The organism is Fibrobacterota bacterium (assembly GCA_019509785.1).
In the GTDB taxonomy this organism is placed as follows: Bacteria; Fibrobacterota; Fibrobacteria; order UBA11236; family UBA11236; genus Chersky-265.
In genome coordinates, this window is the sequence record JAEKLQ010000024.1 from 127,362 (window position 1) to 151,943 (window position 24,582).

Consider the following 24,582-nt stretch of genomic DNA (forward strand, 5'->3'; position numbering starts at 1 on the left):
TAAAATATTCATACCCGGTCCGGACCCGATCCGGCGCATCGATCGATGATTTCCAAGTAACGGGCGATGGCGCCTTCGATCCCGAAATCGAAACATTCGCAGATGAAGGCGTGGCCAATGGAAACCTCGAGGACGTGAGGCACTTCCCGCAGTAGGGTCTCCAGGTTTTGCAGGCTCAAATCGTGGCCCGCATTCACCCCGAGGCCGACCCGCCGCGCTTCGACGGCGGTATCGCGAAATGCCGCGGTGACGGCGGCCTGTTCGGCGGATCCGTACGCCGCGGCGAAGCTATGCGTATAGAGTTCCACCCGATCGGCGCCGACCGCGCGCGCGGCGGCGGCATGCCGGGGATCGGGATCCACGAACAGGCTCACTCGGATTCCATGCCGATGGAGCCGCGTGACCGCGTCGCGAAGCTCCTCCTCGCGGCCGGCTACCTCCCAGCCATGGTCGGAGGTGAGTTGATCGGGCGCATCCGGAACGAGCGTATATTGCGCGGGGCGGACTTTTTCCGCCAGCTCGAGAAGAGTCTCGTCGATGACTCCTTCGACGTTGAGTTCGACGCCCGGATATTGGCGGACGAGACGGTCGAGATCGACAACGTCCGCGTATTTGACGTGCCTTTGATCGGTACGGGGATGAACCGTAATGCCGTGGACTCCGGCGGAAAGACAGCGGCGGGCGATCGCCAAGAGATCGGGCTTGTTCGCGCCGCGGGCGTTCCTTACAAGCGCGAACTTGTTCAGATTCACGCTGAAACGGGTCATCGGTTCCGACCCATGCTACCAGACCTTCCGCTTCGCCACCGTGGATCCTTGCCGGCATTCGTATTCGAAGGCGAACGCCTTCTCGCGATGGGCTTCCGCCGCCTGCGTACCCCAGCGGTCGCAGGAATCCTGCGAGGGGAATTTCCCGGGAGCGTCCACCTGCCCGTCGGATCCGGCGCGGTAGGACCCCGTCCATACGGAATCGGGCGCGGGCGGCGGCGTCGGGGCCAGGGCTTCGGTGCGCTCCCGTTGGATCATGCGCCAGCGTACCTGCCGGTAGCGTTCGAACAGTTCGCGGCTTTGCGATTCGCCGATCAAGCGCGCGATGCGCCGCCGCCCCGCTTCCGTATACCCCGGGATCCGCAGTTTGCCGCTGACGTTGAACCGATCCCCCCCGGTCGAATAATCGTCGTAGCGGAAGGCGAACGCGCTGTCCCCTTCGGCCTTGAGCGCCTGCAGGATCTCCTCGTCGCGGGGATTGGCCTTGATCAGGAATTCCAGGCTGTTCTTCTCGAGGTTGATCTGGGTTTTGCTCAAGGAGTCGACTTCGAGATACCCGAATAGGGACCCGTACTGGTTGACATGGGCTTCGGCCTGGGCCGCGGAGCGGGACGGCTTGTCGCAAGGCGCGCCGCAATAGGTGGACGCGCAGGCGAGCAGGAAAGCGAGGGCGGATCCGGACGCGGAGAGGAGGACCGCGCGGGCCAAAGCGGGCATGGCGTAAAGATAGCCAATGCGGGACGGCAAGCTTCAGTTCGCCGAAATCGTCACGGCCTGCCGGGCCATCGTCATTTCGGACGATTCCTAGTTTTCCGGCCCACCCATGGCCGCAACCGTGCGTTTGTCCGAAGTGGTGGCGGTACTCGCCCGGGCTACCGATCTGGCCTGGGGCCAGCCGCGCGAATACGCCTGGGATTGCTGCCGGCTGGCCTTGCGCCTGGCCGAGGCGGCCGGGGCGAATGCGGAGGCGCGCCGCCAAATCTACTACCACTCCCTGTTACGTTATCTGGGTTGCAACGCCGAGACGACCTTATTGGCGGCCATGGCCGGCGACGATATCCTCTTCCGCCGGGATTACGCGCGCATCGATGGGAGCGACCTGCCCGCCGTTCTCGGCGTCATGTGGCGATCCTTGCGGCAATCCCGGCCGCAGGCCCGGGGCTGGGACCTCGCCCGCTCGGCCGCGCGCGGCCTGCTCGCCATGCCCAAGGTACGCGATAGCCTGGAAGCCCATTGCGAAGCGGCCCAGAGGTTGGGCGCGCGCCTGGGGTTGCCGCCTCCGCTACTGGAAGCCCTGGGACAGTTGTACGAGCGTTGGGACGGCAGCGGATTCCCCCGCAAGCTTCGCGGGGACGGCCTGGCCTTTTCCACGCGCGTGGTGGCCCTTTGCCACGACGCCCTCATCTTCCACCATCTGGGCGGCCCGGAAGCCGCGCGCACCGTGATCCGCGAGCGGCGCGGCAAGGCCTACGATCCGGACCTGGCGGACCGATTCCTGCGGGATGCCGAAGGCCTATTGGCGGGGCTGGAAGGCGCCGGAGCCTGGGAAGCGGTCATCGCCGCCGAACCCTCTCCCGGACCGCCCCTGGCCGAAGCCGCCCTCGACGGGGCCTTGATGGCCATGGCCGATTTCTGCGAAGTGAAATCCCTGCATTTCCTGGGCCATTCCCCCGCCGTGGCCGACTTGGCCGAAGCGGCGGGCCGGGCCGCGGGGCTCGCCCCTACGGTAACTTTGATGTTACGTCGGGCGGGATGGGCGCATAATCTCGGGCGCATCGCCGTTTCCGCCGGGATCTGGGATAAGCCGGGCCCGTTGTCGCCGCCGGAACGCGAGCAGGTGCGCCTCTACCCTTACCAGACCGAGCGCCTGCTTTCGGCCTGCCCGGGCCTCGCCGAAATCGCGACCCTGGCGGGCCGCCACGCGGAGCGCCTGGACGGAAACGGATACCATCGCGGCCTCCCCGCCGGGATGCTGACGACCCCGGATCGCATCTTGGCGGCGGCTGCCGTCTACCGTGCCTTGCAGGAAAGCCGCCCATGGCGGGAATCCCGCGCACCCGCGGCCGCGGCCGATCTGCTCTCGCAGGAAGCCAAGGCGGGACGCCTGGATCGGGATGCAGTGGACGCAGTGCTAGCGGCGGACGGGCAGGTAGGGCCGCGGCGCCGAACCGGATCGGTGGCCGGCCTGACCGGGCGGGAGATGGAAGTGTTGGCCTTGCTCGCGCGGGGCCATACCATCAAGGCCATGGCCGGGCGCTTATTCCTATCCCCCAAAACCGTGGATCGCCACATCCAGAACATCTACGGCAAGATCGGCGTTTCCACCCGCGCGGCCGCCGCCCTCTTCGCCTCCGAAAATCGTTTGCTCTGACTTCCGAAATGGGGAGTTCTCCCGATGAGGCGGAGCCCGGGTAAACCTATCATAATGGGCATGCCCATCCCCTCGGAGAAACCCATGTCCGACCCAGCCAAACCCGCGAGCGTCCGCATCCCACCCGCTGAAGGCTTGGCCGGCCTCCCGGCCTCGGTCCTGGCCCGCCGCATCGCCGCCGGCGAAACCACCGCCCGCGCGGTGGTCGAGGCCCATATCGCCCGCCTCGAACAGGTCAATCCGTTCCTGAACGCGGCGGTCGTGAAGCTGTACGAGCGCGCCCGCGCCATGGCCGAGGCCGCCGATGCGAAGCAGCGCGAGGGACTTCCCCTGGGGCCATTGCATGGCGTCCCCGTCACCTTGAAGGAATGCTTTGACGTGGCGGGCACGCCTTCCACTTTCGGCCTGGCCGCGCGCGCCGGCCATCGCGCCGCCGCTGACGGAGTCTATACGGCCCGCCTCTTGGCTGCGGGCGCCATCCCCATCGCCAAGACCAACGTGGCGCAACTCCTTTTTTTCTACGAAACGGAAAACCCCGTCTACGGCCGCACGCTTCATCCCGAGCGCGACGACCGCAGCCCGGGCGGCAGCAGCGGCGGCGAAGCGGCTTTGATCGCCGCCGGCGCCTCCGCCTTAGGGCTCGGCACCGACCTCGGCGGTAGCGTGCGCATCCCGGCCGCCTTCACCGGCATCGCCGGTTTCAAGCCCACCGCGGGACGCTTCCCCGATCCCGGGCGCGGGAGCGTGGCCTGGGGCCAGCGGGCCATCCCCAGCCAGGTCGGCGTGCTCGGCCGGAGTATCGCCGATGTTACCCTGGGCCTACAAGCGCTGGAAGCGGGGCGCGATCCCGCGGTCGATCCGGGCCCTGCCCTGGGCGATCCTGCCGCCGTGGACATCGCCGGATTGCGGGTCGCCTGTTTCGAAACGGACGGGGTTTTCCCGCCTTCGCCGGCCGTCCGCCGGGCCGTGGGCGAGGCCGCCGAAGCCTTGCGCCGCCGCGGGGCGACGGTCATTCCTTGGCGTCTTCACGACGGGCGGCGGGCCCTGGAACTCTCCGGCGCCCTGCTTTTCGGCGACAATGGGGAGGGCTTTCGCGGGCTGCTGGGCCGGGAAAAGCCGGTCCCCCAATTGGCCGATCTGGTAAGCCTATCCCGTTGGCCCGGCTTCCTGCGCAAGGGGATGGGCGCGGCCTTGCGCGCCGTCGGCCAAACCGGGATGGCGGATAACCTGGGCATTTTCGGACACCGGAGCGCGGCGGAGTATTGGCGCAACGTGGAAGCGCAATCCGATTTCCGCGCCGGCTTCGCCCGCGCGCTCGATCAACTTCCGGGCGGCCCTTGCGACGCCGTGCTCTGCCCGCCCTGCGCGCTCCCCGCCTTCACCCACGGGGCCAGCCGGGATGTCGTCACGGCCGGGTGGTACGCCTTGCTCTTCAACCTGCTAGGCTGGCCGGCCGGCGTGGTCCCTTTTACGCGCGTGCGACCTGGGGAGGAAAGCGATCGCCCGGCTTCGAGGGATCGGGTGTCGGCACGGGCCTCGGAAGTGGAGGGCGGGAGCGCGGGACTTCCTATCGGGGTGCAGATCGCCGCGCGGCCTTGGCGCGATGACATCGCCCTGGCCTTGCTCGCGGCGGTGGAAAGGGTTACTGGGCGGGACTAACGCCCGACCCTGATCGTTGGCCTAACGCCCGACCACGGTCGCGGACCTAGCGGCCCACTGCTTGGTTGAACCAGCGGACCAACTCGAACTTTTGACCGTCGTCCATGGGCTGGAAACGCACGCCCACGCCGCGCAGGCCGGGCTCGTCCACCACCCAGATGACTTGGGCGTATATGCCGTTGAGCTTCGGGTTGTAATAGCTATGCAGCAGGACCACGTCCATCTCCCGCAAGCCGGCCACCTCGCCCAGGAAACATCCCCCCAAGTTCACGTTGAGGATATTGGAATCGAAGGCGTGGCCGCTCTGGAGGGTCACTTTTACGGTGACGTCTACGGGCCAGCGCGCGGAGCTTCTGCGTTCATCGGACATGTAAGGGACCTCGCTCCCCCATCATAGCCCAAGGTGGAGGGCCCGATCACGGAAAATTTGCGTCAGGGATTCCTCAAACAAAAAGCCCGCCGGCAGATTGCCGGCGGGCTTTACCTATCAAGCTTGGAGCAATCAGCCCTCGGCGGCGGCCTGGGCGGCCCGTTCCTGCTTGGTCTTGCAATCGATGCACATCTTCGCCGTGGGCACCGCTTCCAGGCGGGGCTTCGGGATCAGCTTGCCGCACTTCTTGCAAACGCCGAAGGTGCCGTTCCGGACCCGGTCCAGCGCTTCTTCGATGTAGAAGAGGTATTTGCCTTCGCGGCTGGCCATGTGGAAAGCCTGCTCGCGATCCTGGGTTTCCGTGGCGTGATCGGCCAAATGGTAGGCATGGCTGGAAAGATCGCCGGCGCCTTCCTTGGACGACAAACGCATGGTATTGTCCTCCAGGTAGCCGAGCTCCTGGATCAGGGTTTCCTTCTTTTCATTGAGCAGGTTCTCGAAGAATTTCAGCTCGGGCTTGCTCATGCGCGCGCGGGGGGCGGCCGGGCCCTCTTCCGCGGCGGGCTTGGCGGCAGCCACCGGCGCCGCCTTGGGCTTTTCCCGCGGGGCTTCCTTAGCCGATTCCTTGGCGGGAGCGGCTTTGCTCGGGGTTTCCTTACCGGCGGTCTTCTTCATGCGATCCTTTCCCACCGACCCCTTTCGGAGCGGTGGATCGATTCAATCTAAACTTTTTTCGATACTGAAAATACGGCGATTTCTCCGTTCACGTCCAGCGAATTATCCTGCCCCTCCCGCACCGCATCGGAAAACCGCATGTCATCGGCTAAAACTTCGGCCGTAATATAGGCAAAATGCGTTTCCAAAGCCTCGCGGAAAAGCTTCGATCCCGTCTTCACTTCGAGCGTTACGGTATCGGTTACCTCCAGGCCGCCATCCTTGCGGAGGTTCTGGATTTTGCTCACGCTTTCCCGCGCCAGCATCTCCAGGCGCAAATCGTGGCCGATGGCGGTGTCCAGGGCCACGGTCAATTCCGGGCTGGCTTCCACCACCAGGCCTTCCTTGGTTTCGCGCACCACCTGGATATCCTCCGCCAAAAGCTCGCCCGCTTCCATCTTCAGGGGTACGCCCGAAAGCACCGATTTTATCTCATCATGGGTGAGCTTCGCAATCTTTTCCGCCACCGGTTTCATGGCTTTTCCGAGGCGCGCCCCCAAGCTCTTGAAATTGGCCTTTGCCTTATAGGTGACGAGGGAGCTTTCATCCCGGGAAACCTGGACCGCCTTCACGTTCAGCTCTTCGCGGATGAGGTCCTCCATGTCCAGGATCTCGCGTTCCTGGGCCTCATTGCGCACCACCACGATGAGTTGGCTCAAGGGTTGGCGGTTCTTGATATTGTGCTGGGAACGCAAGGAACGGCCCAGGTTCACCGCCTGCCGCACGCGGGCCATCTTGGCGTTCAGCGCCTCGTCGAACAAGGTCGCGTCGAAGACGGGAAAATCGCATAAATGAACCGAAACCGCTTCCGCTCCGTCTTTGCCGGAGAAGCCGCCGCCTAGTTCGCGAACCAGCACCTGGTAAATCTCCTCGGCCAGGAATGGGAGGAAGGGCGCCAGGACCTTGGAGAAATCCACCAGTACCCGGTACAGGGTGGCGTAGGCCTGGTTCTTATCCTGGTCGTTATCGCTCTTCCAGAAACGGCGCCGCGAACGGCGGATATACCAGTTGGTCAGATCGTCGATGAACTCCACGACGGCGGGTACCACGTTATAGAGCCGGTAGGCGTCCATCTCGGTTTGGATCTTGCGCAGGAGCTGCTGCAAGTCGGAGAGGATCCACCGATCCAATTCGTTGACGGAGCGCGGGCCGCCCTTGGCGGCCGTGGCCTGCCCCGGGCGCCAGGCCAGCTGGCCCTTGGCGACATCGGCATTGGCGTAGGTGGTGAAAAGGGACAACGCGTTCCACAGCGGCAACAGGACCGCGCGCACGATGTTCTTGACCCCGGCCTCGCTGAAGTTGAGCTCTTCCGCTTTCACCGCGGCCGAGTCGATCATGAACATGCGGATGGCATCGGCGCCGGTGCGTTCGATGAGGTCGTTGGGATCGGGATAGTTGCGCAGCCGCTTGGACATCTTCTGGCCGTCTTCGGCCAGGATGATCCCGTTCACGATCACGTTCTTGAAGGCGGGCTTCTGGAAGAGGGCCGCGCCCAAAACGGTCAAGGTATAGAACCATCCGCGCGTCTGGTCGAGGCCTTCGGCGATGAAGTCCGGGGGGAAATGGGCGTCGAAGGTGTCCGCGCCTTCGAAGGGATGATGGCGCTGGGCGTAGGGCATGGACCCCGATTCGAACCAGCAGTCGAGGACTTCCGGCGTGCGCCGGTATTCCTTGCCTTGGGGATCGAAGGTCTTCTTGTCCTTCGTCCGGATCACCAGCTTGTCGACCACGTGCTTGTGCAGATCGTCCGCCAGGACGCCGGTGAGGGCGCGCAGTTCTTCCACGCTGCCCACGCAAAGCATCTCGCCATCCTCGGCGATCCAGATGGGGATGCAGGTGCCCCAGAAGCGGTTGCGCGACAGGTTCCAATCGCGGGCGCCGTCCAGCCATTTCCCGAAGCGCCCGGTCTTGATATGCTCGGGCACCCAGTTGATCTGCCGGTTGCACTCGATCATCCAGTCCTTGAGGGACTTGGTTTCCCCGGCCGCCGAGGTGACCGGCTTGTCGAGGGCGAGGAACCAATTCTTCTGGGCGCGGTACAGAAGCGGCACGTCGGTGCGCCAGCAATGCGGATAGCTGTGGACCATCGTCTCGTGCCTGAAGACGCGGCCCTGGCTCTTCAGATGATGCAGGATGAGCTTGTCCGCGTCCTTGGCCCCGATGCCGGTCCATTCCGGGACGAGGTGGGTGAACTTGCCGTCCGCATCCAGCGGATCGAAAAGCCCCAGGCCTTCCTTCCGCCCCAGTTGGAAATCCTCTTCGCCGAAGGAAGGCGCGATATGCACGGCCCCGGCTCCGTCTTCCGCGCTCACGAAATCGGCCATCAGGATGGTGTACTGCTTTTCCGTCATGTAGGGCATGTACTGGAAGAGCGGCTTGTAACGCCGGCCCGCGAAGGCGGATCCCTTGCGCGTCTCCAGCACCTCGGCCACCGTGCCGTCCTTCTTCGCGGGCGCCGCGGGGAAGTAAGCCAGGCGCCGCGCTTCGGCCACCCAGTACTTCTTGCCTTCGAAGCGCACCAGGGTGTAGTCGAGATCGGGATGCAAGGCGATGGCCATGTTGGATGGCAGGGTCCAGGGCGTGGTCGTCCACACCAAAAGCGATTCCTCCCCGTCCGTCTCGGCTTCGCCGTGCATCTGCACGGCTTGATCGTGCGCCCGCAGGATCTGGCCGCGCTCCGCTTCCAGGGGAAACGTCAAGGTTACGGAGGGATCCTGGCGATCGCGATAAGCCTGGTTGACCTCGAAATTGGAAAGAGAGGTAGCCAGGGCCGGCGAATAAGGCTGGATGCGGTAGCCCTGGTAGATGAGGCCCTTATCGAAGCATTGCTTGAAGACCCACCAGACCGATTCCATGAAGGAACGATCCATGGTCTTGTATTCGTTGTCGAAGTCGACCCAGCGCCCCATGCGCGCCACGGTCTTGCGCCACTCGTGCGCGTAGGTGAGGACCTTCGCGCGGCAGGCCTCGTTGAACTTGTCCACCCCGAAGTTGATGATGTCCTTCACGGTGTGGAGGGAAAGCTGATCCTGGATCAGGTTCTCGATGGGCAGCCCATGGCAGTCCCAACCGAAGCGCCGCTCCACGCGGTAGCCCTTCATGGTCCAATAGCGGGGAACGATGTCCTTGATGGTGCCGGCCAACAGATGCCCGTAATGGGGCAGGCCGGTCGCGAAAGGCGGCCCGTCGTTGAACACGAAGGGCTTCCCCGCGGGACGGTTCGCGACGCTTTTCCGAAAACTCTGGTCCGCTTCCCAAAGCTTAAGGATGCGTTCTTCCATCGCGGGAAAAGACTGGCTCTTATCGGGGTTCCGGAACATGGGCTCTCTGTAGCGAAAGGGGAGTCAATTTAGCAATAAGCGGCGGGAAAGTCTCCCGGGAAAGGGCGTTTGGGGCCTGCCGGTAGCCTGCGGGATACCGATTCCCGGGTAAGAAGCTTCCGTTAGGGACGCTTAGGCTTCCGCCGCCAGCGCCCGCACGAGTCGCGCCAGATTGGGCTCCGCCTCCGCGGCCACGCGCATGATGGCGGGGATGTCGATGGGCTTGAGATCATCCGGATCGCAGGCATCGGTAATGAGGCTGATGGCCGCCACCTTTAGGCCCGCATGCACCGCGGCGATCACCTCGGGAACCGTGGACATGCCCACCGCATCCGCGCCTAACACCCGCAGCATGCGGTATTCGGCCGCCGTCTCCAGGCAGGGCCCGCTCATGCAGGCGTAGACGCCGCTTCGGAGCCGGAGGCCCAGCCTCGCGCCGGCGTCCGTCAGCTTGCGGCCCAGGATCCGATCATAAGGTTCGCTCATATCCGGAAAGCGCGGGCCTAGGGCCTCGTGGTTCGGCCCGATGAGCGGATTGGTCCCCAACAGGTTGAGATGATCGGTTATGACCATCAGATCGCCCGGATGGTAACCGGCGTTCACTCCCCCCGCGATATTGGTGATGATGAGGATTTTCGCCCCCAGGGCCCGCAGCACCCGGACGGGGAAGGCGATGTCCTCCATGGAATGGCCTTCGTAGTAATGGAGACGGCCCTGAAGCATGGCCACTTCGCGCCCTTCCAGCCGGCCCGTGATCCACCGGCCCGCATGGCCTTCCACCGTAGGGCGCGCGAAATGGGGAATGTCCGAATAGGCGATTTCGGCCTCGGCACGGAGATGCCCGGCCAGCGGGCCCAATCCCGTTCCCAGGATGATGCCGATTTCCGGATTTCGGGGGGCGCGGTCCGCGATGTAGGCCCGCGCCGATTCGATCTTTTCCAGCAAGCCCGCCATGACCTCGATCCTTCCGGCCCATCCTCGCCGGCCACGCCGGGCCGGTGCCGAAGGAAAGGCTAGCAATCCCCGGGCGGAATGCGTTTGGCGCGCGCCGCCCTTGCGGGAAAGGCTTGCCTTAGACCCGGCGGCGCAGGCGCCGCAGCTCTTTTTCCAGATCGCGCACCTGGCCCTTGATGGCAAGCAACCGATCGATCACCGGCGTAAAACGCTGACCGCGCTTGGCGCGGGGATCATCCTTTCCCGTGAGCCAATTCCGCAGCGCGATATAGCTCACCTTGAATTGGCGTTGGGCGGCGGCGATGCCCCCGCGCCCGTGCTTGTTGTCGTACTCCTGGACATAGCGCAATACCCGTTTCTTCTGGTCCGTAGTGTAACGGTTGCCGGTAAATCCCTGCACTTGCCTCATGGATGTTCCGATTGCGATTGTGTTCTGCATGTCTGGCCCTTCCTGCAGCGGCCCCTCGGCCGGGTGGGTTATAAGACCTGACCAAACAAATTAATGGCAATGCGCTTCGCAAGTTTTTTTTCAAGGATTGAACGGCCGCCCAGGTTACCTTTTAGGGGCATTGGGCGCCTGCGGTCCGCGTCCCGGCCCCGACGGCAGGCCCGGCGCGAAGGAGCCCCATGTCCCGCCTCCCTTTGCATGCTTGTCCTGGCGTCCCCTTCCCTCGCCGCCAACCCTACGATAGCGCAAGGCGGTATTCCCACCTACACCTGGCATTGGAAGGATCCCGGCAAGACGGTGGAAACCTTCCATTCCCCATCCTCGGGTAATCCCCCCAATACCTCTTTCGATCTGAGCAAGGCCTGCGCCGATACCATTCACTAATTTAAATGGTCTTGAGAACCTGATCCGGGTATGGGTCACCGACGAGTCCGCGGACGCGGGCGATTGGTATCCGGGGGACGCCTACGTCGATATCGTAGGGCGGCACTACTACTATCCGCGCATCGCCAACCACGGTTCCCTGGCGGCCTCCTTCGAAAAGGTGAAAGATCTCTTCGGCGGGACCGGGCGCATGGCAATACCGCCCCGGATTGGAATTCAATCCTGAACAATCCTTACGTGCTCACCTTGGATAAGATGCCGGGATGGGACAAGGTCATCGTCGGGCTGGGCCGCGAGGAGGCTTCGGGAGAGGCCGGGGTCTACCAGGTCCCGCCAGCCTCGGGAACGGCGACGCCTATTCGTCGCCGGGGGCGATAATTTCGCCATAAGGGTCCAAGAGTTTCGCCATGGGGATACTCCGGTCCCGCCGTGAACGAGTATCTTCGTCTGAAGCATGTCCGCCCTTCCGGAACCCCGACCCTCCCCCGCGCGTTCCTCCGAAAGGGGCAAGGTCCAACGCGAACTGGCCGCGCTCCTGGCGGACATCGCGGAGGCCCGCGCCGATTTGGGCCGCCAGGCCGAGTTCCTACGCTCCCTCCATCATCGCCTTGATCGGGAACTGAGGCCTTGGGAAACCAAGCTGTCGGCCTCCCGCCGCGAGACCTTACGCATCCTGGGGCGGCAATACCGCGCCGGGTGGCTCCCGCGCCGGGACGGCGAACGCTTGCGCGAGGCTTTGCGCGGACTGGCGGATGAATTGGAAGCCGGCTTCGGCTTGGACCTTTCCGCCGAGCGCCGGGAATTCCTCGATCCGATCGGGACGGGCCCGTCGGATGGGGCGGCCCGATCCGGGGCGGAGCGGGACAATCGCAAGACCCGTCTGGAGGCGTTGCGGCTGGCGATCGGCAACGAGAGTGGACCTATGCAAGCCGCCGAGCGGGAGAAGCGGGACCGGATGGATACGCTGCGGAAGGCTTTGCGGGACAAAAGCGATAAGACCGAGACGGAGACCGCGGCGGCGCCGGCGGAAGCGCCGAAGGAGCCCTCCGCCGCGGGCGATATCCGCGCCCTGTATTTGCTTTTGGCCCGGGCCCTGCATCCCGACAAGGAGTCCGATCCCGCGCGGCGCGAAGCCAAGACGGCGTGGATGCAGAAGGTGACGGCGGCCTACGGGGCGCGGGATCTGGCCAAGCTGCTGGACATCCTATCACAGGATCCGCTCGGCTCGGTGGGACCGTACCTGTCGGCGGCCCCGGTGGCGGTGGTGAAGGGATTCGCGAAAAGGTTGCGTAGGGAACTGGCCGCGCTGCGGGCCAAGGCGGAAACGGGACGCACCGGCGTGCATGCCTCGCTGCGCCGGTTCCTGGGGGCGCAGGGAATCAATGAAGGCGAAGTGAAGCGCTACGCGGCGGAGCTGAAGAAGGAGGTGCGCTTCGTGAAGGAGCGCAACGAATGGTATCGGGAGCGATCGGGGGTGGAGGAGATGCTCAAGGCGATGGGCGGGGATTGGCGGGGGTATTTGTGAAGACGGTCCGATTGCCCGAAGACATCCTCGCCGAGCCGGGCGGACATCCCGATGACCTTGCCTTTCGCGACTATACGGCCCCGATCGGCTCCTTCAAGGGCCGGAGCGTGTTGTCCCGGAACGCCATCAGCCTCGTGATTAGCGGCGAAAAGACCATCCACTTCGCCGAAAAGAAGGTGGAGATCAAGGCCGACGAGATCCACTTCCTCTCCACGGGTAACTGCCTGGTTACCATGGACATCTCCGAAAAGACGCCCTTCCGGAGCATCCTGGTCTCTTTCGGCCACGGAACCCTGGACGCCTTTTACCGGAAATACGCGCGGCGCATATCCGGCCTGGGGATCCCGGCCCGCAACCCCGATCAGCCTTTCCTCGCCTTCAAGAAGGATGCTTTCGTCGACGGTTTCATCGCTTCCCTGGATATCCTCCTTAGGGGTGGAGCCAAACCTTCGGCGGAAATGAAATCGCTCAAGTTCGAAGAGCTGATGCTGTACTTGCTGGAAAAGCATCCCCGCCGGCTCCTGGCCTTCCAGGCTTTCAAGAGCAAGGATCCGGAGGATTCCCTCATCCGCATCGCGGTCGAAACCAATGTCACTTCCCGCATCGGCCTGGAAGAGCTGGCCTACCTTTGCAATCTGAGCCTTTCCACCTTCAAGCGACGCTTCCTGAATTTGTACGGGGAACCGCCCAACCAATGGATCCAGCGGCGGCGGATGGAAATCGCCCGGAGCCTGCTGGAGCGGGGCCGGGAAAAGCCCAGCGAAATCTACCATAAGGTGGGATACCGCAACCATTCCAGCTTCACCTCCGCCTTCAGGCAGAGCTTCGGCATGACCCCTAAGGATTTCCGGTCCCGGCGAATGGACGTTCCGCGATAGTTTTTGGACCAAGGGCCTAAACTTCGCGGATCCGGTTGGAGGTAATTTCCCTCGCAACCAAGGAGACCCCATGCCCTCGACCCCCGGCCGCAACAAGGAAATCGTGATCCGTTTCAACGAAGAATTCATCGGGCAGGGGAACCTGCGATCGTTCCGGGAATTGGTCGCCGAAGACCTGGTCAACCACTCCGCCCCGCCCGGGGCCCCGAACGGGCCCCAGAGCATGGTCCACTTCATCCTCGAAGTGCTGCGCAAGGGCTTCCCGGACATCCGTGCGGAAATCCTGGACCAGATCGCCGAAGGCGACAAGGTGACGACCCGGAAGGTCTTGCGGGGCACCCATAGCGGCGAATTCCTGGGCGTCGCGCCCACGGGCAAAACGGTCGCCATCAACGTCATCGATATCATCCGGTTGCGTGACGGGAGATACGTTGAACATTGGGGCATAGGCAACCTCGCCGACGTGGTCGCCGGACTCCGGGGCGGATAAGCCGCGCCCACCCGCCGGTCCCGCACGCCCACTCTACCGCGAAAGGCACGTAGGGCTTGATCGCAGGCGACGAGAATTCCTTTTTGGATTTTTGCCAACTATCCGGTTGGATTTAATCGCGGGAGGGAAGCATGCAAACGAGCAGGTTGGCCAAGCTTGGAATGGGCGCGGCGGGATCGGTTTTGGCGGGTATGGCGGTCCTATCCTGCCATTCCTTAAGCACCCGGGGAGCGCCGATCAACCCGGCCGTCCGGGAAACGCAAAGCGACTACGATCAATCCCTGAAGCCCCATGCCGATGAATTTTGGGAAACGGGTCGCGGGATTTTCCGGAACGAGACTTTCGGGAGCGAGGATTTCTGGGGCGGGAAGCTCCGCCTGCATGAGATTTTCAACGGGGAGAAGCATGGCGGCCAAGGCCCCGGGGTCACGCCCAGGCAAGCCTTGGCGCTGGGCCTTAAGGTGGACATCGGGCGGCTGCCCAGTATCCTTTTGTCCGCCCTGCAGGGCGGCCGGGTCAGCCTCGATGAGGGGAAAACGACGCTGGAACTGCTCAAATCCAATTCCGTAGTCGGGGTGAAAGCCTTCTTCGACGACCCCAAGGACGACATGCGCATGACCTCCCTCGGCATCACCTGCGCCCTCTGCCATTCGACCGTGGACGATCGTTTCCAGGCCGGCATCGGGGCGCGCCTGGACGGGTGGCCGAACCGGGATCTGAACGTGGGGGCCATCGTCGCGCTGGCGCCCAATCCGAAGCCGTTCCAGGATGCGCTGGGGATCGACAATGCCACCCTGGTCAAGGCCCTTAAGGCGTGGGGCCCGGGCCGATACGATGCCGAATTGATCCACGACGGCAAGGCGTTCCGGCCCGACGGCAAGACCGCGGCCACCCTCCTGCCCGCCGCTTTCGGTTTGGCAGGCATCAGCGTGCATACCTATACGGGATGGGGTTCGGTGACCCATTGGAACGCCTATGTCGCGGTGACCCAAATGCATGGCAAGGGAACCTTCTATGATCCGCGCCTGAACGATAAGGATCGTTTCCCCATCGCCGCGCGCACCGGCGATTGGAACCATCGCGATAGCGTCGATCTCGTCGCGCCCAAGCTGGCGGCGCTGAACTACTACCAACTCTCGCTGCCCCCGCCGAAGCCGGCGCGGGATACCTATGATCCGGAAGCGGCCAAGAGGGGAGCCGGGCTTTTCAACGGGAAGGCGGCCTGCGCCCGTTGCCATGTTCCTCCGCTTTACGCCGAGCCGGGCTGGCCCATGCACACGGCGCAAGAGATCGGCATCGACGACTTCCAGGCTTCGCGTTCGCCGGAAAAACGCTACTACCGGACCACGCCCTTAGGGGGGCTGTTCACCCGCCAGAAAGGCGGCTATTACCACGATGGGCGCTTCGCGACGCTTGACGACGTGGTGACCCATTATTCCGGGGTGTTGGGGCTGCAGCTTTCGGAAGGCGATCGGAAGGATCTGATCGAATTCCTGAAATCACTGTAAGAAAGCGAAGGCTCCTCGCCTTCCTCCCAAATCCTGCAACTTCGATCCGTGCCTTCGCCCGCATCTCTTACATCCTATAGTAAGATGGGCCGTCCGGCTCTGGACTTCGGTGGAACACCAACTTTCTTGTCTTAATGATGGAAGGGGAAGCGATAGGCGGGCGTCCCGGTCCAGCGCTGGTTTCGGCCCAAGGCGTTGAAGAAAAGCATTGCCCCGGAATTTTTACCGGAAAGCGATCCCGGCGGTTGCCTCGGTGCGATGGAAATGGGGTTGAGCAAGGACGCCGACAATTGACCGGTCCCCATTGTCGCCTTGCCGCCGGTCGCCTCCCAGAAATTGGATTCGCCCGTGCCATCGTCCCCGGGCCGGCAAAAGCGTTCCGCGTCGCGATCGATGGCGGACCAAGCCGAGTCGGACAAAGGTTTATCGGAAAGCACCACGATCAGGAGCCGGAAATCCTTTTGCGCCGCGGCGTAGCCCGGCGAGCGAGGTCCAAGTTCGGATACGATGCGGGTCGAATCGTAGCGGACGCGGGTATCCGCTTCCCAGGTAAAGGTGGAATCGTTATAGGCGGTGATGTCCCGGAATACGTCGAAGGGGGTAACCTGGCTCGCCGGCAGAAAGCCCGCAAGGTACAGTTCCATCTGCGAGTAGGGCTTGGAATTGCCCCCGTTGGCGAATGGCCCGAACGCATCGGCCTGATACCGTTTGGGATTCCCTCCCACGTTCTCCTTCAGGGTGCTCTGCTTGAAACCGCCCAGTTGACCGGGCGTGCTCCCGCCCGTGAAGCCCCAGTGGGGGCGATAATCCGGATAGATCGTACCGCCGCCGTTCCCGTCCGGCTCATAGGCCCCGGCCTGGATCCCGTAGTTCCCCCAGGTATGCATCAGCTCATGCAGGGACGGCCCGTAGGCCAAATCCTCGAGTTCGGCCAAGGCCATCACCGACTTCAAGCGCCCCGCAGAGCCGTAATCCCGCGTCCGATCGAATGCGCCGATGCCCAGGCCGACGGTTGCGTTCGCGATGGGAATGAGCTTTCCGTAGTAAGGGAATCCTGCCGGGATGACCGGTTCGTCCAGGATCAGGAAAATGAAATCGAAATCGTCCCGGAAGGTCCGATACAGTTCCTGCACCAGGGCGGGGCATTTCGCCCCATCGCTGAACCCGTCGTTGGCCTTCCAATCGGCGTACTCCGCCGGGCCCATCGTAAGCGATGCCACGCGTTGGTTGGGATGGATGGAAATGGGATGGGATTGGGCCCCGGCCGCTTCCGGGAAAATGAGAGCGGCGATGGCCCCGGCAAAAGCGGCCGCGATAGCCGCATCGGCGAACCTCGACCTCGGTAACACTGGCGCTACCCTTCCGGACCGTCGCATCCCATGTTGGTGGGAAAGGGCATCCCCCACGTTCTACCCGGTTACCAGATCCTGCCACTTCCGTCCGCTCGCTTCCGGACAAAGGACGGAATTGGAAAGCAATTGTCCACGCCTTCGCGTGACACCCTTCACAAACGGCCCATTACGGCGGTTCGGAAGCCTGGCCTGACTTTTGATCGGATCCATCCCGTAAGGCTGCAACCGCGAGAGGTCCAATGCCAACGATCACCATCCCCGCCGAGCCCGAAGCGATCACCATCGACCCCGCGCGCACCGCCTTGGTCATCATCGACATGCAGAGGGATTTCCTCGAGCCTGGGGGATTCGGCGAAACTCTCGGCAACGACGTCTCCCGGCTCCAGCGCGCCGTGGGGCCCATCCGCGATCTTCTCGAAAGAGCGAGGGACAAACGGTTGCTGATCATCCACACCCGCGAAGGCCATCTTCCCGATCTGAGCGACGCCCCCAAGGCGAAAATCGAACGCGGCGCCCCCAGCTTGCGCATCGGATCGCCCGGGCCCATGGGCCGCATCCTGATCCGCGGGGAAAAGGGGCACGCCATCATCGAGGAATTGAGGCCGCTGCCCGGGGAATACATCATCGATAAGCCGGGCAAAGGGGCGTTCTATTCGACCGGCCTCGGCACCTTGCTTACGGCCGAGCGGATCGAAAACCTTATCGTCTGCGGGGTGACGACGGAAGTGTGCGTGCATACGACGGTGCGCGAAGCGAACGATCGCGGCTACAAGTGCATCGTGCCCGGCGATTGCTGCGCCTCGTACTTCCCGGAATTCCACGACGCGGGATTGAAGATGATCAAGGCCCAAGGGGGCATTTTCGGCTGGGTCACGGACTCGTCCAAGGTATTGGCCGCCTTAGGCCAGCCCCGACAAGAACGCGTCGCAGCCTGATCGCGGAGCGCACTAAGACGGCTGCCGCGGAGAGCGCCTAAAGCAGGACGCCGCGCGAAGCGCCTGGAGATGGCCCCGATAACCCGTTGCCGCATTTTTCCTTTCCATCAACGACCCGGAGGACCCCACATGACCAGCGCAGCTTCCTCATCCTATTTCAAGCCCAGGCTCTGGGTACCCGGCGATTGGAACGCCCTGTTCGGTTTCGGGACCAATATCCTTGTCAACCTGCTCACCTTGAGCGGCCTGCTCATCTACGTGCTGCAAATGCCGAAGGAACTGGTCTTCGGGCGCATCCTTCCCGCCGCCGGCATGATGATGTGCCTGAGTACGGTGTACTATGCCTGGCTCGCCTACCGCTTGGCGAAAAGAACCGGCCGCTCGGACGTATGCGCGCTTCCCTCGGGGATCAGCGTACCCCACATGTTCATCGTCACCTTGGTGATCATGCTGCCCGTCAAGCTCGCGACGGGCGATCCCGTGAAAGGCTGGCAGGCCGGGCTGGTATGGGTATTCGTGCAAAGCTTCATCCTCATGGGCGGCGGTTACCTGGCGCCCCTGGTCCGCAAGATCACCCCCAAGGCGGCGCTGCTGGGGGCCCTCGCCGGCGTCGCCATCACCTTCATCTCCATGAAACCGGCGCTGGAAATGTTCATGACCCCCATGGTCGGCGTGGTCAGCTTCGCCATCATCCTAGTCAGCTGGTTCGGCGGAGTGAAATACGGCGGCATCCCCGCGGGGCTGGTCGCCATCGCGGCGGGGACCCTGGTGGCCTGGAGCTCCAACCTGTTCGGCCTGCACTTCGGGGGCATGAATGCGGAAGCCCTCAAGGCTTCCTTCGGCACCTTCGGCTTCGCGATCCCCCATCCCCAACTCGGCCTCATCCTGGGCGGCCTGCACTGGTCCTTCCTCAAGACCATCCTGGTCACCGCCATCCCCTTCGGCATCTATGATCTGGTCGAGGCCATGGACAACGTGGTCAGCGCGTCCGCGGCCGGGGACGAGTATCCCACCACCCGCGTGCTCACCGCCGACGGGGTCATCAGCCTGATCGGCTGCCTGATGGGCAACCCTTACATCAACGCGGTCTATATCGGGCATCCGGGCTGGAAGGCCATGGGCGGCCGCATCGGCTATTCCGCCGCCACCGGCGTCATGGTCATCGCCCTTTCGTGGTTCGGGATCATCTCGCTCATGACGGCGGTCGTTCCCGTGGTCGCCATCTCCCCCATCCTGCTCTACATCGGCATGCTGATCGGATCGCAAGCGTTCCAGGAAAGCCCGCATCGGCACGCCCCGGCCATCATCGTCGCCATCGTGCCTTCGCTGGCGGCCTGGGCCAAATTGCAGATCGACAATTCCCTCGGCGCCGTTTCGGGAATCCATCAAATCACCGCGGAAATGATCGCTTCCATGAAGCAGGTGGGGATCATGTACCAGGGCCTTTCCATCCTGGGCGGGGGCTCCATCCTCTCCGGCATCGTGCTGGGCGCGGCGACCATCTACATCATCGATCGCAAGTTCATGCAAGCGGCCGGATTCGCGGCTGCGGGATCGGTGCTGACTTTCTTCGGGCTGATGCACGGGGAAGAGGTCGGCGTCTTCGAGAACCCGTGGGTGGTGTGCGCCTACCTGGTGGTAGCCGCGGTGCTGTTCGCTTGCGGCCGCTTCTCCAAGGATCCCGTGACCAGGGCGGAAACGGCGGAGGCGCCTGTGCCGGAGCAGATGAAGGAAGACGTTCGGCTGGCGCCCGTCGCGGGAGCGGTGGCCTAGGGAGCGGAAGGGTTCCGCTAATCTATTCTTCCAAATCCTTGAGAGGAAGGATTTGCTTGAAGTGACGGACCGTCAGGATGAAGGCCGTTTCCTCTCTAACTTTGTAAACGATTCGGTAATTGCCGAACACGATTTCCCTTATGCTTACCGAATCCAATTCAGGTAGCACGCGCCCTGCTTTCGGAAAGTCCTTTATACCTTCGATTTTCCTCATTAGTCTATCGGCCCATTTGGCCGCATTCGCCGCACTGTCCTTTTCGATGTAGGCGTAGATTTCTTCCAACCGCCTATACGCGACATGGGTCCATTGAACCTTCATTTTTTGGTTCTTTTCCCGAGCATCTCCCTTATTTTCTCGTTGGAATATATCCGCTTGTTCTTGATGTCTTCTTCGGCTTCCGCCAAATCAGAGAGCAGTTCGATTTTATCCAGCAGAGCTTCGTACTCTTTGACGTCAAGAAGGACTGCCGAACTCTTCCCATGTTGCGTGATGACCAGAGGGCGTTTTGTCTTATTGACCTGATCAATCAAGTTGGTTGCATTCGCCCGAAACTCGCTGATGGGCTTTATATCCTTATCTAGCTCAATTCGCTCCATTTTAACCCCTTGTTGTACCATATATTGTACGTTTTACGGTACAAGGCGTCAATGGGTCTTTTAGCTACTTCACGGCCCAGATGCTGAAGGTTTCGTCGCTGGGGTTGCCGTTGGGATCCACGCAACGCACCTCGGTGGCGAGATTGGCGGTTCCGCTCCAACCGTTCACCGAGCAGAGGCTGGACGAATTGAAGGGGGAAACCTGTACGTTACCCGCGCGGGAAGGGAAGACCCCGCCCAAGCCGTTGAAGGTCAGGTTCCAGATACCGGTGGAAGGATGGGTCACGGACACGGTGCCTGCGGAGTTGGTGGCGTTCGCCGTGCTGCCGTCAGGGAAGACGAGGGCATAGCCCAGGCCCATATTGCCGTTCGCGGGCATGGGGCCGGTGATGGAGACCGTGAAGCTGGCGTAGGCGGTGCCGGTGGCGAATCCCGGCGGAAAGCATTCGACCAGCGCATCGTAATCGCCCCCAACGCTCATTCCGCTGGAGCCTACCGCGCAATGATCGGTTGTTGTGCCTAGACCGGTCACCAGGATTCCGTCCGCAGAGCCGATGGCGGTCGACAATTTCCCGAAGGTGATGTTGTAGAGTCCGTGGGTGGTGGGATAGTTGTCGGCTTGGCGGGCCGAGGCGGTCCCGCCGGCGGAGTTGTACCAGACCGTCGGCGAAAAGGTGGGGGAGGAGGCGATGCGCATTTCCGCGTAACCGAAGGGCGCCTGCCGGGGCGGATACAGGGCGAAGGAGAACTTCGAATCCGTGTTGACGCCCGCGGAATTGAAGCAGATCACCTGCGTCGTAAGGCCGGCGGCGGTGGTGGTCATGCCCGTGGTTTTGCAATACCCGCCCCTGATACCGAGGGGCGTCACATTCGCCGCGCCCCTGGCGATGGTGCCGTCGTCCATGCCGTTGAGTACCACAGTGTAGAGGCCGACGCCGGCATGGGTGACGGTTACCGCACCTCCCGAGCTGGCGAAGGACGACGAAACATGGACGACCGCCGAATCGTCCATTACGAAATAGGCCAGGCGCAGCGGCGGCGGCTTGCGGTTCACGGTCACGTTATAGGTCTTGTTCACCGTGCCGTCTTGCGAGGTCACCGTGACCGAAAAGGCATTGTCGCCCTCGATCAGCGGGGAGGCCGGCGAGCTCTGGCCCGAGATCACCACGTGGTTTCCGGGATTCACGACCACGGTGGAACCCGTGGCCGCGACGGTGGGGGTGAGCGAGAAATTGGCCAAGCCGTTGGCCACGGTATCGGCGTAATTAATCTGGGCGGAGGAGAAAGCCGGGCTCAGGCTGCCGCTGCTGGGAACCAGAGAGGACAAATCCGCGTTCGCAGGCGCGCGCGTGATGGTGACCGTATAGGTCTTTTTCACCGAGGTATCCTGCGCCGCCACGTTAATGGTGACGGCGTTGGTCCCGACGATGAGGCTGAGGGTTCCCGAGGCGGTTCCGGAAGCCACCGCGGTGCCGTTCACCTTGATGCTGGAGCCGGCCGCCGACGCGGTCGGGGTGGCGGTAACGCTGAGGACCGAATTCGCGACCGTTGCCGTATAGGCGATGGTGGCGGATGCGAATGCGGGGCTCAAGGTGGCCCCGGAAACGACCAGAGCCGACAAGGTCGCGTCCACGTTGGCGGCCCGGGTTACCGTTATCGTGTAGGTCTTGGTAGTGGTTCCATCCTGGGCGGTAACTACGACGCTGATGGCGTTGGCCCCGACGATCAGGTTGACCGCCCCCGAGGCGGTGGCGGAGGCCACGGCCGTCCCGTTCACCTTGACGGTGGATCCCGTTCCCGCCACGGTGGGAGTGACCGTGAGGCTGGCGGTAGCGTTGGATACGGTGGCCGTATACGCGATGGTGGCAGGCGCGAATACGGGGCTCAAGGTTCCCGCGGAAAGGGCGAGAGCGGAAAGGTCCGCATCGGCGCCGGCCGCGCGGGTGACGGTGACGGTGTAGGATTTGGTCGTCACCCCGTCGGCGGCGGTCACGGCGACGGTGATGATGGTCGAGCCCACGGTCAGGGTGATCGCGCCGGAGGCCGAACCGGATGCCACCGCCACGCCGTTCACTTTGATCGCGGACCCCGCCGCGGCCGCGGCGGCGGTCACTGAAAGGCTGGAGACGGCGTTGGCCACCGAAGCGGTATAGGCGGCGGTCGCGGGCGCGAACACGGGGCTCAGGGTCCCCGCCGACAGCGCCAGGATCGCGAGATCGGCATTCGGGGCGCTCCCGCGGGTGACGCCGATGGTGTAGGTCTTGGTGGTGATCCCGTCCGGCGCGGTCACCAGGACGGTGATGGCCGTGCTTCCGATATCGAGGGTGATGGCCCCCGAGGCGGCGCCCGAGGCGACCGCGGCGCCGTTCACCTTGACGAGAGAGCCGGCCGTCGCGACGGTGGGGGTGACCGTAAGCGATGACACGGAGTTGGCCACCGAAACCGTATAAGCCGCGGTTCCGGCCGCGAAGGCGGGCGACAGGGCGCCGGAGGAGATCGCGAGAGCGGATAGATCGGCGTTGCCCGAGGGCGTTACGGTGACGTTCACCGTGGCGGTGGTGGTTAAACTGTCATCGTCCATGACCCGGAAGACGCAAGGCAAGAGGCCCGCGGTGGCGGGGACCTGGAAGGAAGTATCGCCCTTGGATGCGACCGTAAACGGGCCGCTCCCGATCTTCCACTCCATCCGGATCACCTTCCCCATCCCGTCCGAAGCCTTGCCATGCAGGTTCACGGTCCCGCCCACGGGAAGGCTGGTGTCCTTGCCGGCATCCGCCTTGGGGGGATCCAGGACCACGATCACCCGGGCCTGCGCCGAAGCGGACTTGCCCGCTTGATCCTGCACCTGCAGCGACACCGTATAGGTGCCGGTATCCGGATAGCGATGCCCGCCGTGAAGGGCCGCGCTGCGGCCGCTCAAATCGCCTTGCGAAACCGATTTGCCGTCGCCCAGGGGGTCGAAGCTATACGATTTCAGATCGGCATCCGTCGCCTGCGCTTGCGCCAGGAAGGCTACGGAATCCTTGATGGAAATGGTGGTGTCGCGCGGCGAAAAGGACGGTATGGTAGGCGCCTTCGAATCGTTCACCGTCACGAGGACCGTTTCCTCGTCCGTAAGGCCCCTATTGTTGGTCACCCGGAACACGCAAGCGATCACGCCCGGGGTGGTGGGCGCCGTGAACGTCACCGTCCCCGAATCGGAGGCGGTCGAGAAACTTCCGGTCCCGATCTTCCATTCCCGGAGCACGATGGTCCCCGAGGAATCGGTGCCGGTGCCTTGCAGGCGGACCAGAGCGCCCGCCGCCACGGATTGGGCCGAACCCGCATGGGCCTTGGGGCGATCGAGCTTCACCGCGACCTGGATCGAGCCGGTGACGGAGGCGCCGGCCGCGTCGGTGATGCGCAGGGAAGCCTTGTAGGTCTTCTCATCGGCGTAAGCGAAAGCGCCGCTCAGGGTGGCGGCATTGCCTTGCAGATCCCCGGACTGATCGAACTTGCCGTCCCCGTCGAAGTCCCATGCGAAAGACTTAAGCGCGGTTCCGCCGCCCGAAACCTGGGCGGAGAAACGCACCGTGTCGCCGACGACGGCGGTCGCCGGCGTGGCCGATAAGGAATCGATGGCAGGAGCGGTCGCGCCTACCTTTATATGCCGGGAGGCCGTGGCGACGTTTCCTTCGCCGTCCCGTACGCGCACGCGGACTTGGAAATCGCCGGTCACCGGAAAGGCCTTCGCCGGGGTGGAGAACAGGGTTTGCCCCGCCGTCCCCGCCGCCGAATCCTCGTATTTCCCGTCGCCGTCGAGATCCCAGGCGAACGCGGCGACATCGCCGTATTCCTGGGTCACCTTGACCTGGAAGGACACCCTCGCGCCGGCCGCCACCGTGGTGTCGGAGCCGAAATCGAGCGCGGGCGCATCGACCGCCACCGTCACCGAGGAGGCATCGAAAGCGGTGTCGCCGGAACTCGCGCGGACATAGGTCACGCCCGCATGCACCGGCGTCAGCACGCCGGACTGCGAAACCGTGGCCACGGAAGGGTCCCCCGTCGACCAGGAAAGGTCTTTCCCCCGCCAGGCCTCCGGCGGCTGGGCTTCCAGGGCATAGGTCCCGCCCCCGACGTAAAGCCGTACGTTGTCCGGTCGGATGTCCAGGGAGGTTACCCGCGGCGGATGCAGCCGATCGATCGGGATTTGCACCTGCATGGTGCTTTGCGTACTGCCGTTGTAGTCGCGCTTTTCCTCGTACACCAATTGGCCCGCCTGGAAGCCTTGGATGGTGAACTCGGCGGCGCCGCCGTCGTAACCCTGGGCGGGCAAACGCTGGAGGGTGTCCAGGCTCGCCAATTTCCCGTCGAATAGGGTATCCGTTCCCGACGACGCTTTCAGCACGATGACGACGCGATCCGCGCGCAGAAGGGCGGTGTCCACGGTGATGGCCATGGTGGTGCGGCCCGGCGGAGCATCGGCGAGATGGCAAGCCAGCGGGAGGAGCGGGAGAAGGAAAAGGGTCAGGCGGGCGATGGTTTTTTTCAGATTCAT

20 protein-coding genes and 1 pseudogene are annotated in these 24,582 nt (G+C 63.6%); 10 read left to right on the forward strand and 11 right to left on the reverse strand.

The genetic code is table 11. The features are described 5' to 3' along the window. Nucleotides 1–8 precede the first annotated feature (8 nt). Together JF616_03575 and JF616_03580 are read right to left on the reverse strand one after the other, a co-directional pair. Nucleotides 9–767: a pyridoxine 5'-phosphate synthase gene (locus JF616_03575; GenBank protein MBW8886818.1), complete on the reverse strand. Its 759-nt coding sequence runs from the start codon at nucleotides 765–767 to the stop codon at nucleotides 9–11. A gap of 15 nt (nucleotides 768–782) precedes the next feature. Beyond that, nucleotides 783–1,514 carry a hypothetical protein gene (locus JF616_03580; protein MBW8886819.1) on the reverse strand — a complete coding sequence of 244 codons (732 nt, stop codon included), beginning with the start codon at nucleotides 1,512–1,514 and terminating at the stop codon, nucleotides 783–785. A gap of 76 nt (nucleotides 1,515–1,590) precedes the next feature. On the opposite strand from JF616_03580, the gene JF616_03585 reads away from it, so the two are divergent. Both JF616_03585 and JF616_03590 read left to right on the forward strand, forming a co-directional pair. Next, nucleotides 1,591–3,138: a hypothetical protein gene (locus JF616_03585; protein ID MBW8886820.1), complete on the forward strand. Its 1,548-nt coding sequence runs from the start codon at nucleotides 1,591–1,593 to the stop codon at nucleotides 3,136–3,138. Nucleotides 3,139–3,222: 84 nt separating this feature from the next. Next, nucleotides 3,223–4,797 (forward strand): amidase, encoded by a 1,575-nt coding sequence (locus JF616_03590; GenBank protein ID MBW8886821.1) that lies wholly within the window; start codon nucleotides 3,223–3,225, stop codon nucleotides 4,795–4,797. Between the two features lie 46 nt (nucleotides 4,798–4,843). On the opposite strand, the gene JF616_03595 is transcribed toward JF616_03590, so the two are convergent. From JF616_03595 to JF616_03615, 5 genes are all read right to left on the reverse strand, one after another. Next, nucleotides 4,844–5,167 (reverse strand): PilZ domain-containing protein, encoded by a 324-nt coding sequence (locus JF616_03595; protein MBW8886822.1) that lies wholly within the window; start codon nucleotides 5,165–5,167, stop codon nucleotides 4,844–4,846. A gap of 132 nt (nucleotides 5,168–5,299) precedes the next feature. Further along, nucleotides 5,300–5,692, reverse strand: a complete 393-nt coding sequence (locus JF616_03600; protein MBW8886823.1) for a TraR/DksA C4-type zinc finger protein — start codon at nucleotides 5,690–5,692, stop codon at nucleotides 5,300–5,302. 197 nt (nucleotides 5,693–5,889) lie between these two features. After that, on the reverse strand, nucleotides 5,890–9,201 hold the full coding sequence (locus JF616_03605) for an isoleucine--tRNA ligase (GenBank protein MBW8886824.1): 3,312 nt from the start codon (nucleotides 9,199–9,201) through the stop codon (nucleotides 5,890–5,892). A gap of 132 nt (nucleotides 9,202–9,333) precedes the next feature. Then, entirely contained in the window at nucleotides 9,334–10,155 is an 822-nt protein-coding gene (locus JF616_03610; GenBank protein ID MBW8886825.1) for a purine-nucleoside phosphorylase, read from the reverse strand. Nucleotides 10,156–10,273: 118 nt separating this feature from the next. Continuing rightward, the gene (locus JF616_03615; protein ID MBW8886826.1) at nucleotides 10,274–10,564 is read right to left on the reverse strand and encodes a hypothetical protein; all 291 of its coding nucleotides are present in this window, start codon (nucleotides 10,562–10,564) and stop codon (nucleotides 10,274–10,276) included. 237 nt (nucleotides 10,565–10,801) lie between these two features. Between JF616_03615 and JF616_03620 the strand changes: the two genes are divergently transcribed. From JF616_03620 to JF616_03645, 6 genes are all read left to right on the forward strand, one after another. Then, nucleotides 10,802–10,987: a hypothetical protein gene (locus JF616_03620; protein ID MBW8886827.1), complete on the forward strand. Its 186-nt coding sequence runs from the start codon at nucleotides 10,802–10,804 to the stop codon at nucleotides 10,985–10,987. Then, nucleotides 10,974–11,213: a hypothetical protein gene (locus JF616_03625; GenBank protein MBW8886828.1), complete on the forward strand. Its 240-nt coding sequence runs from the start codon at nucleotides 10,974–10,976 to the stop codon at nucleotides 11,211–11,213. The genes JF616_03620 and JF616_03625 overlap by 14 nt, the downstream gene beginning before the upstream one ends. A gap of 228 nt (nucleotides 11,214–11,441) precedes the next feature. Further along, on the forward strand, nucleotides 11,442–12,512 hold the full coding sequence (locus JF616_03630; protein ID MBW8886829.1) for a hypothetical protein: 1,071 nt from the start codon (nucleotides 11,442–11,444) through the stop codon (nucleotides 12,510–12,512). Next, the gene (locus JF616_03635; GenBank protein ID MBW8886830.1) at nucleotides 12,509–13,390 is read left to right on the forward strand and encodes a helix-turn-helix transcriptional regulator; all 882 of its coding nucleotides are present in this window, start codon (nucleotides 12,509–12,511) and stop codon (nucleotides 13,388–13,390) included. Before JF616_03630 ends, JF616_03635 begins: the two co-directional genes overlap by 4 nt. Nucleotides 13,391–13,460: 70 nt before the next feature. Continuing rightward, a complete protein-coding gene (locus JF616_03640) occupies nucleotides 13,461–13,880 on the forward strand; it encodes an ester cyclase (protein ID MBW8886831.1) in 420 nt (139 codons plus the stop codon). Nucleotides 13,881–14,011: 131 nt separating this feature from the next. Then, nucleotides 14,012–15,388: a hypothetical protein gene (locus JF616_03645; GenBank protein MBW8886832.1), complete on the forward strand. Its 1,377-nt coding sequence runs from the start codon at nucleotides 14,012–14,014 to the stop codon at nucleotides 15,386–15,388. Between the two features lie 131 nt (nucleotides 15,389–15,519). Here the strand turns inward: JF616_03645 and JF616_03650 are convergent, their stop codons facing one another. Further along, a complete protein-coding gene (locus tag JF616_03650) occupies nucleotides 15,520–16,737 on the reverse strand; it encodes a hypothetical protein (GenBank protein MBW8886833.1) in 1,218 nt (405 codons plus the stop codon). A gap of 242 nt (nucleotides 16,738–16,979) precedes the next feature. Here JF616_03650 and JF616_03655 point away from each other — a divergent pair, with 242 nt between their 5' ends. Both JF616_03655 and JF616_03660 read left to right on the forward strand, forming a co-directional pair. Continuing rightward, complete coding sequence (locus JF616_03655; GenBank protein MBW8886834.1) at nucleotides 16,980–17,675, forward strand: cysteine hydrolase; 696 nt, start codon at nucleotides 16,980–16,982, stop codon at nucleotides 17,673–17,675. A 129-nt stretch (nucleotides 17,676–17,804) separates the two neighbouring features. Continuing rightward, nucleotides 17,805–19,277: pseudogene (locus tag JF616_03660) on the forward strand (regulator). Between the two features lie 193 nt (nucleotides 19,278–19,470). Here JF616_03660 and JF616_03665 read toward each other — a convergent pair. The 3 genes from JF616_03665 to JF616_03675 form a co-directional block, all read right to left on the reverse strand. Then, nucleotides 19,471–19,731: a type II toxin-antitoxin system RelE/ParE family toxin gene (locus JF616_03665; protein MBW8886835.1), complete on the reverse strand. Its 261-nt coding sequence runs from the start codon at nucleotides 19,729–19,731 to the stop codon at nucleotides 19,471–19,473. A gap of 32 nt (nucleotides 19,732–19,763) precedes the next feature. Next, complete coding sequence (locus JF616_03670) at nucleotides 19,764–20,045, reverse strand: type II toxin-antitoxin system Phd/YefM family antitoxin (protein ID MBW8886836.1); 282 nt, start codon at nucleotides 20,043–20,045, stop codon at nucleotides 19,764–19,766. A gap of 64 nt (nucleotides 20,046–20,109) precedes the next feature. Continuing rightward, the gene (locus JF616_03675; protein MBW8886837.1) at nucleotides 20,110–24,582 is read right to left on the reverse strand and encodes a cadherin-like beta sandwich domain-containing protein; all 4,473 of its coding nucleotides are present in this window, start codon (nucleotides 24,580–24,582) and stop codon (nucleotides 20,110–20,112) included.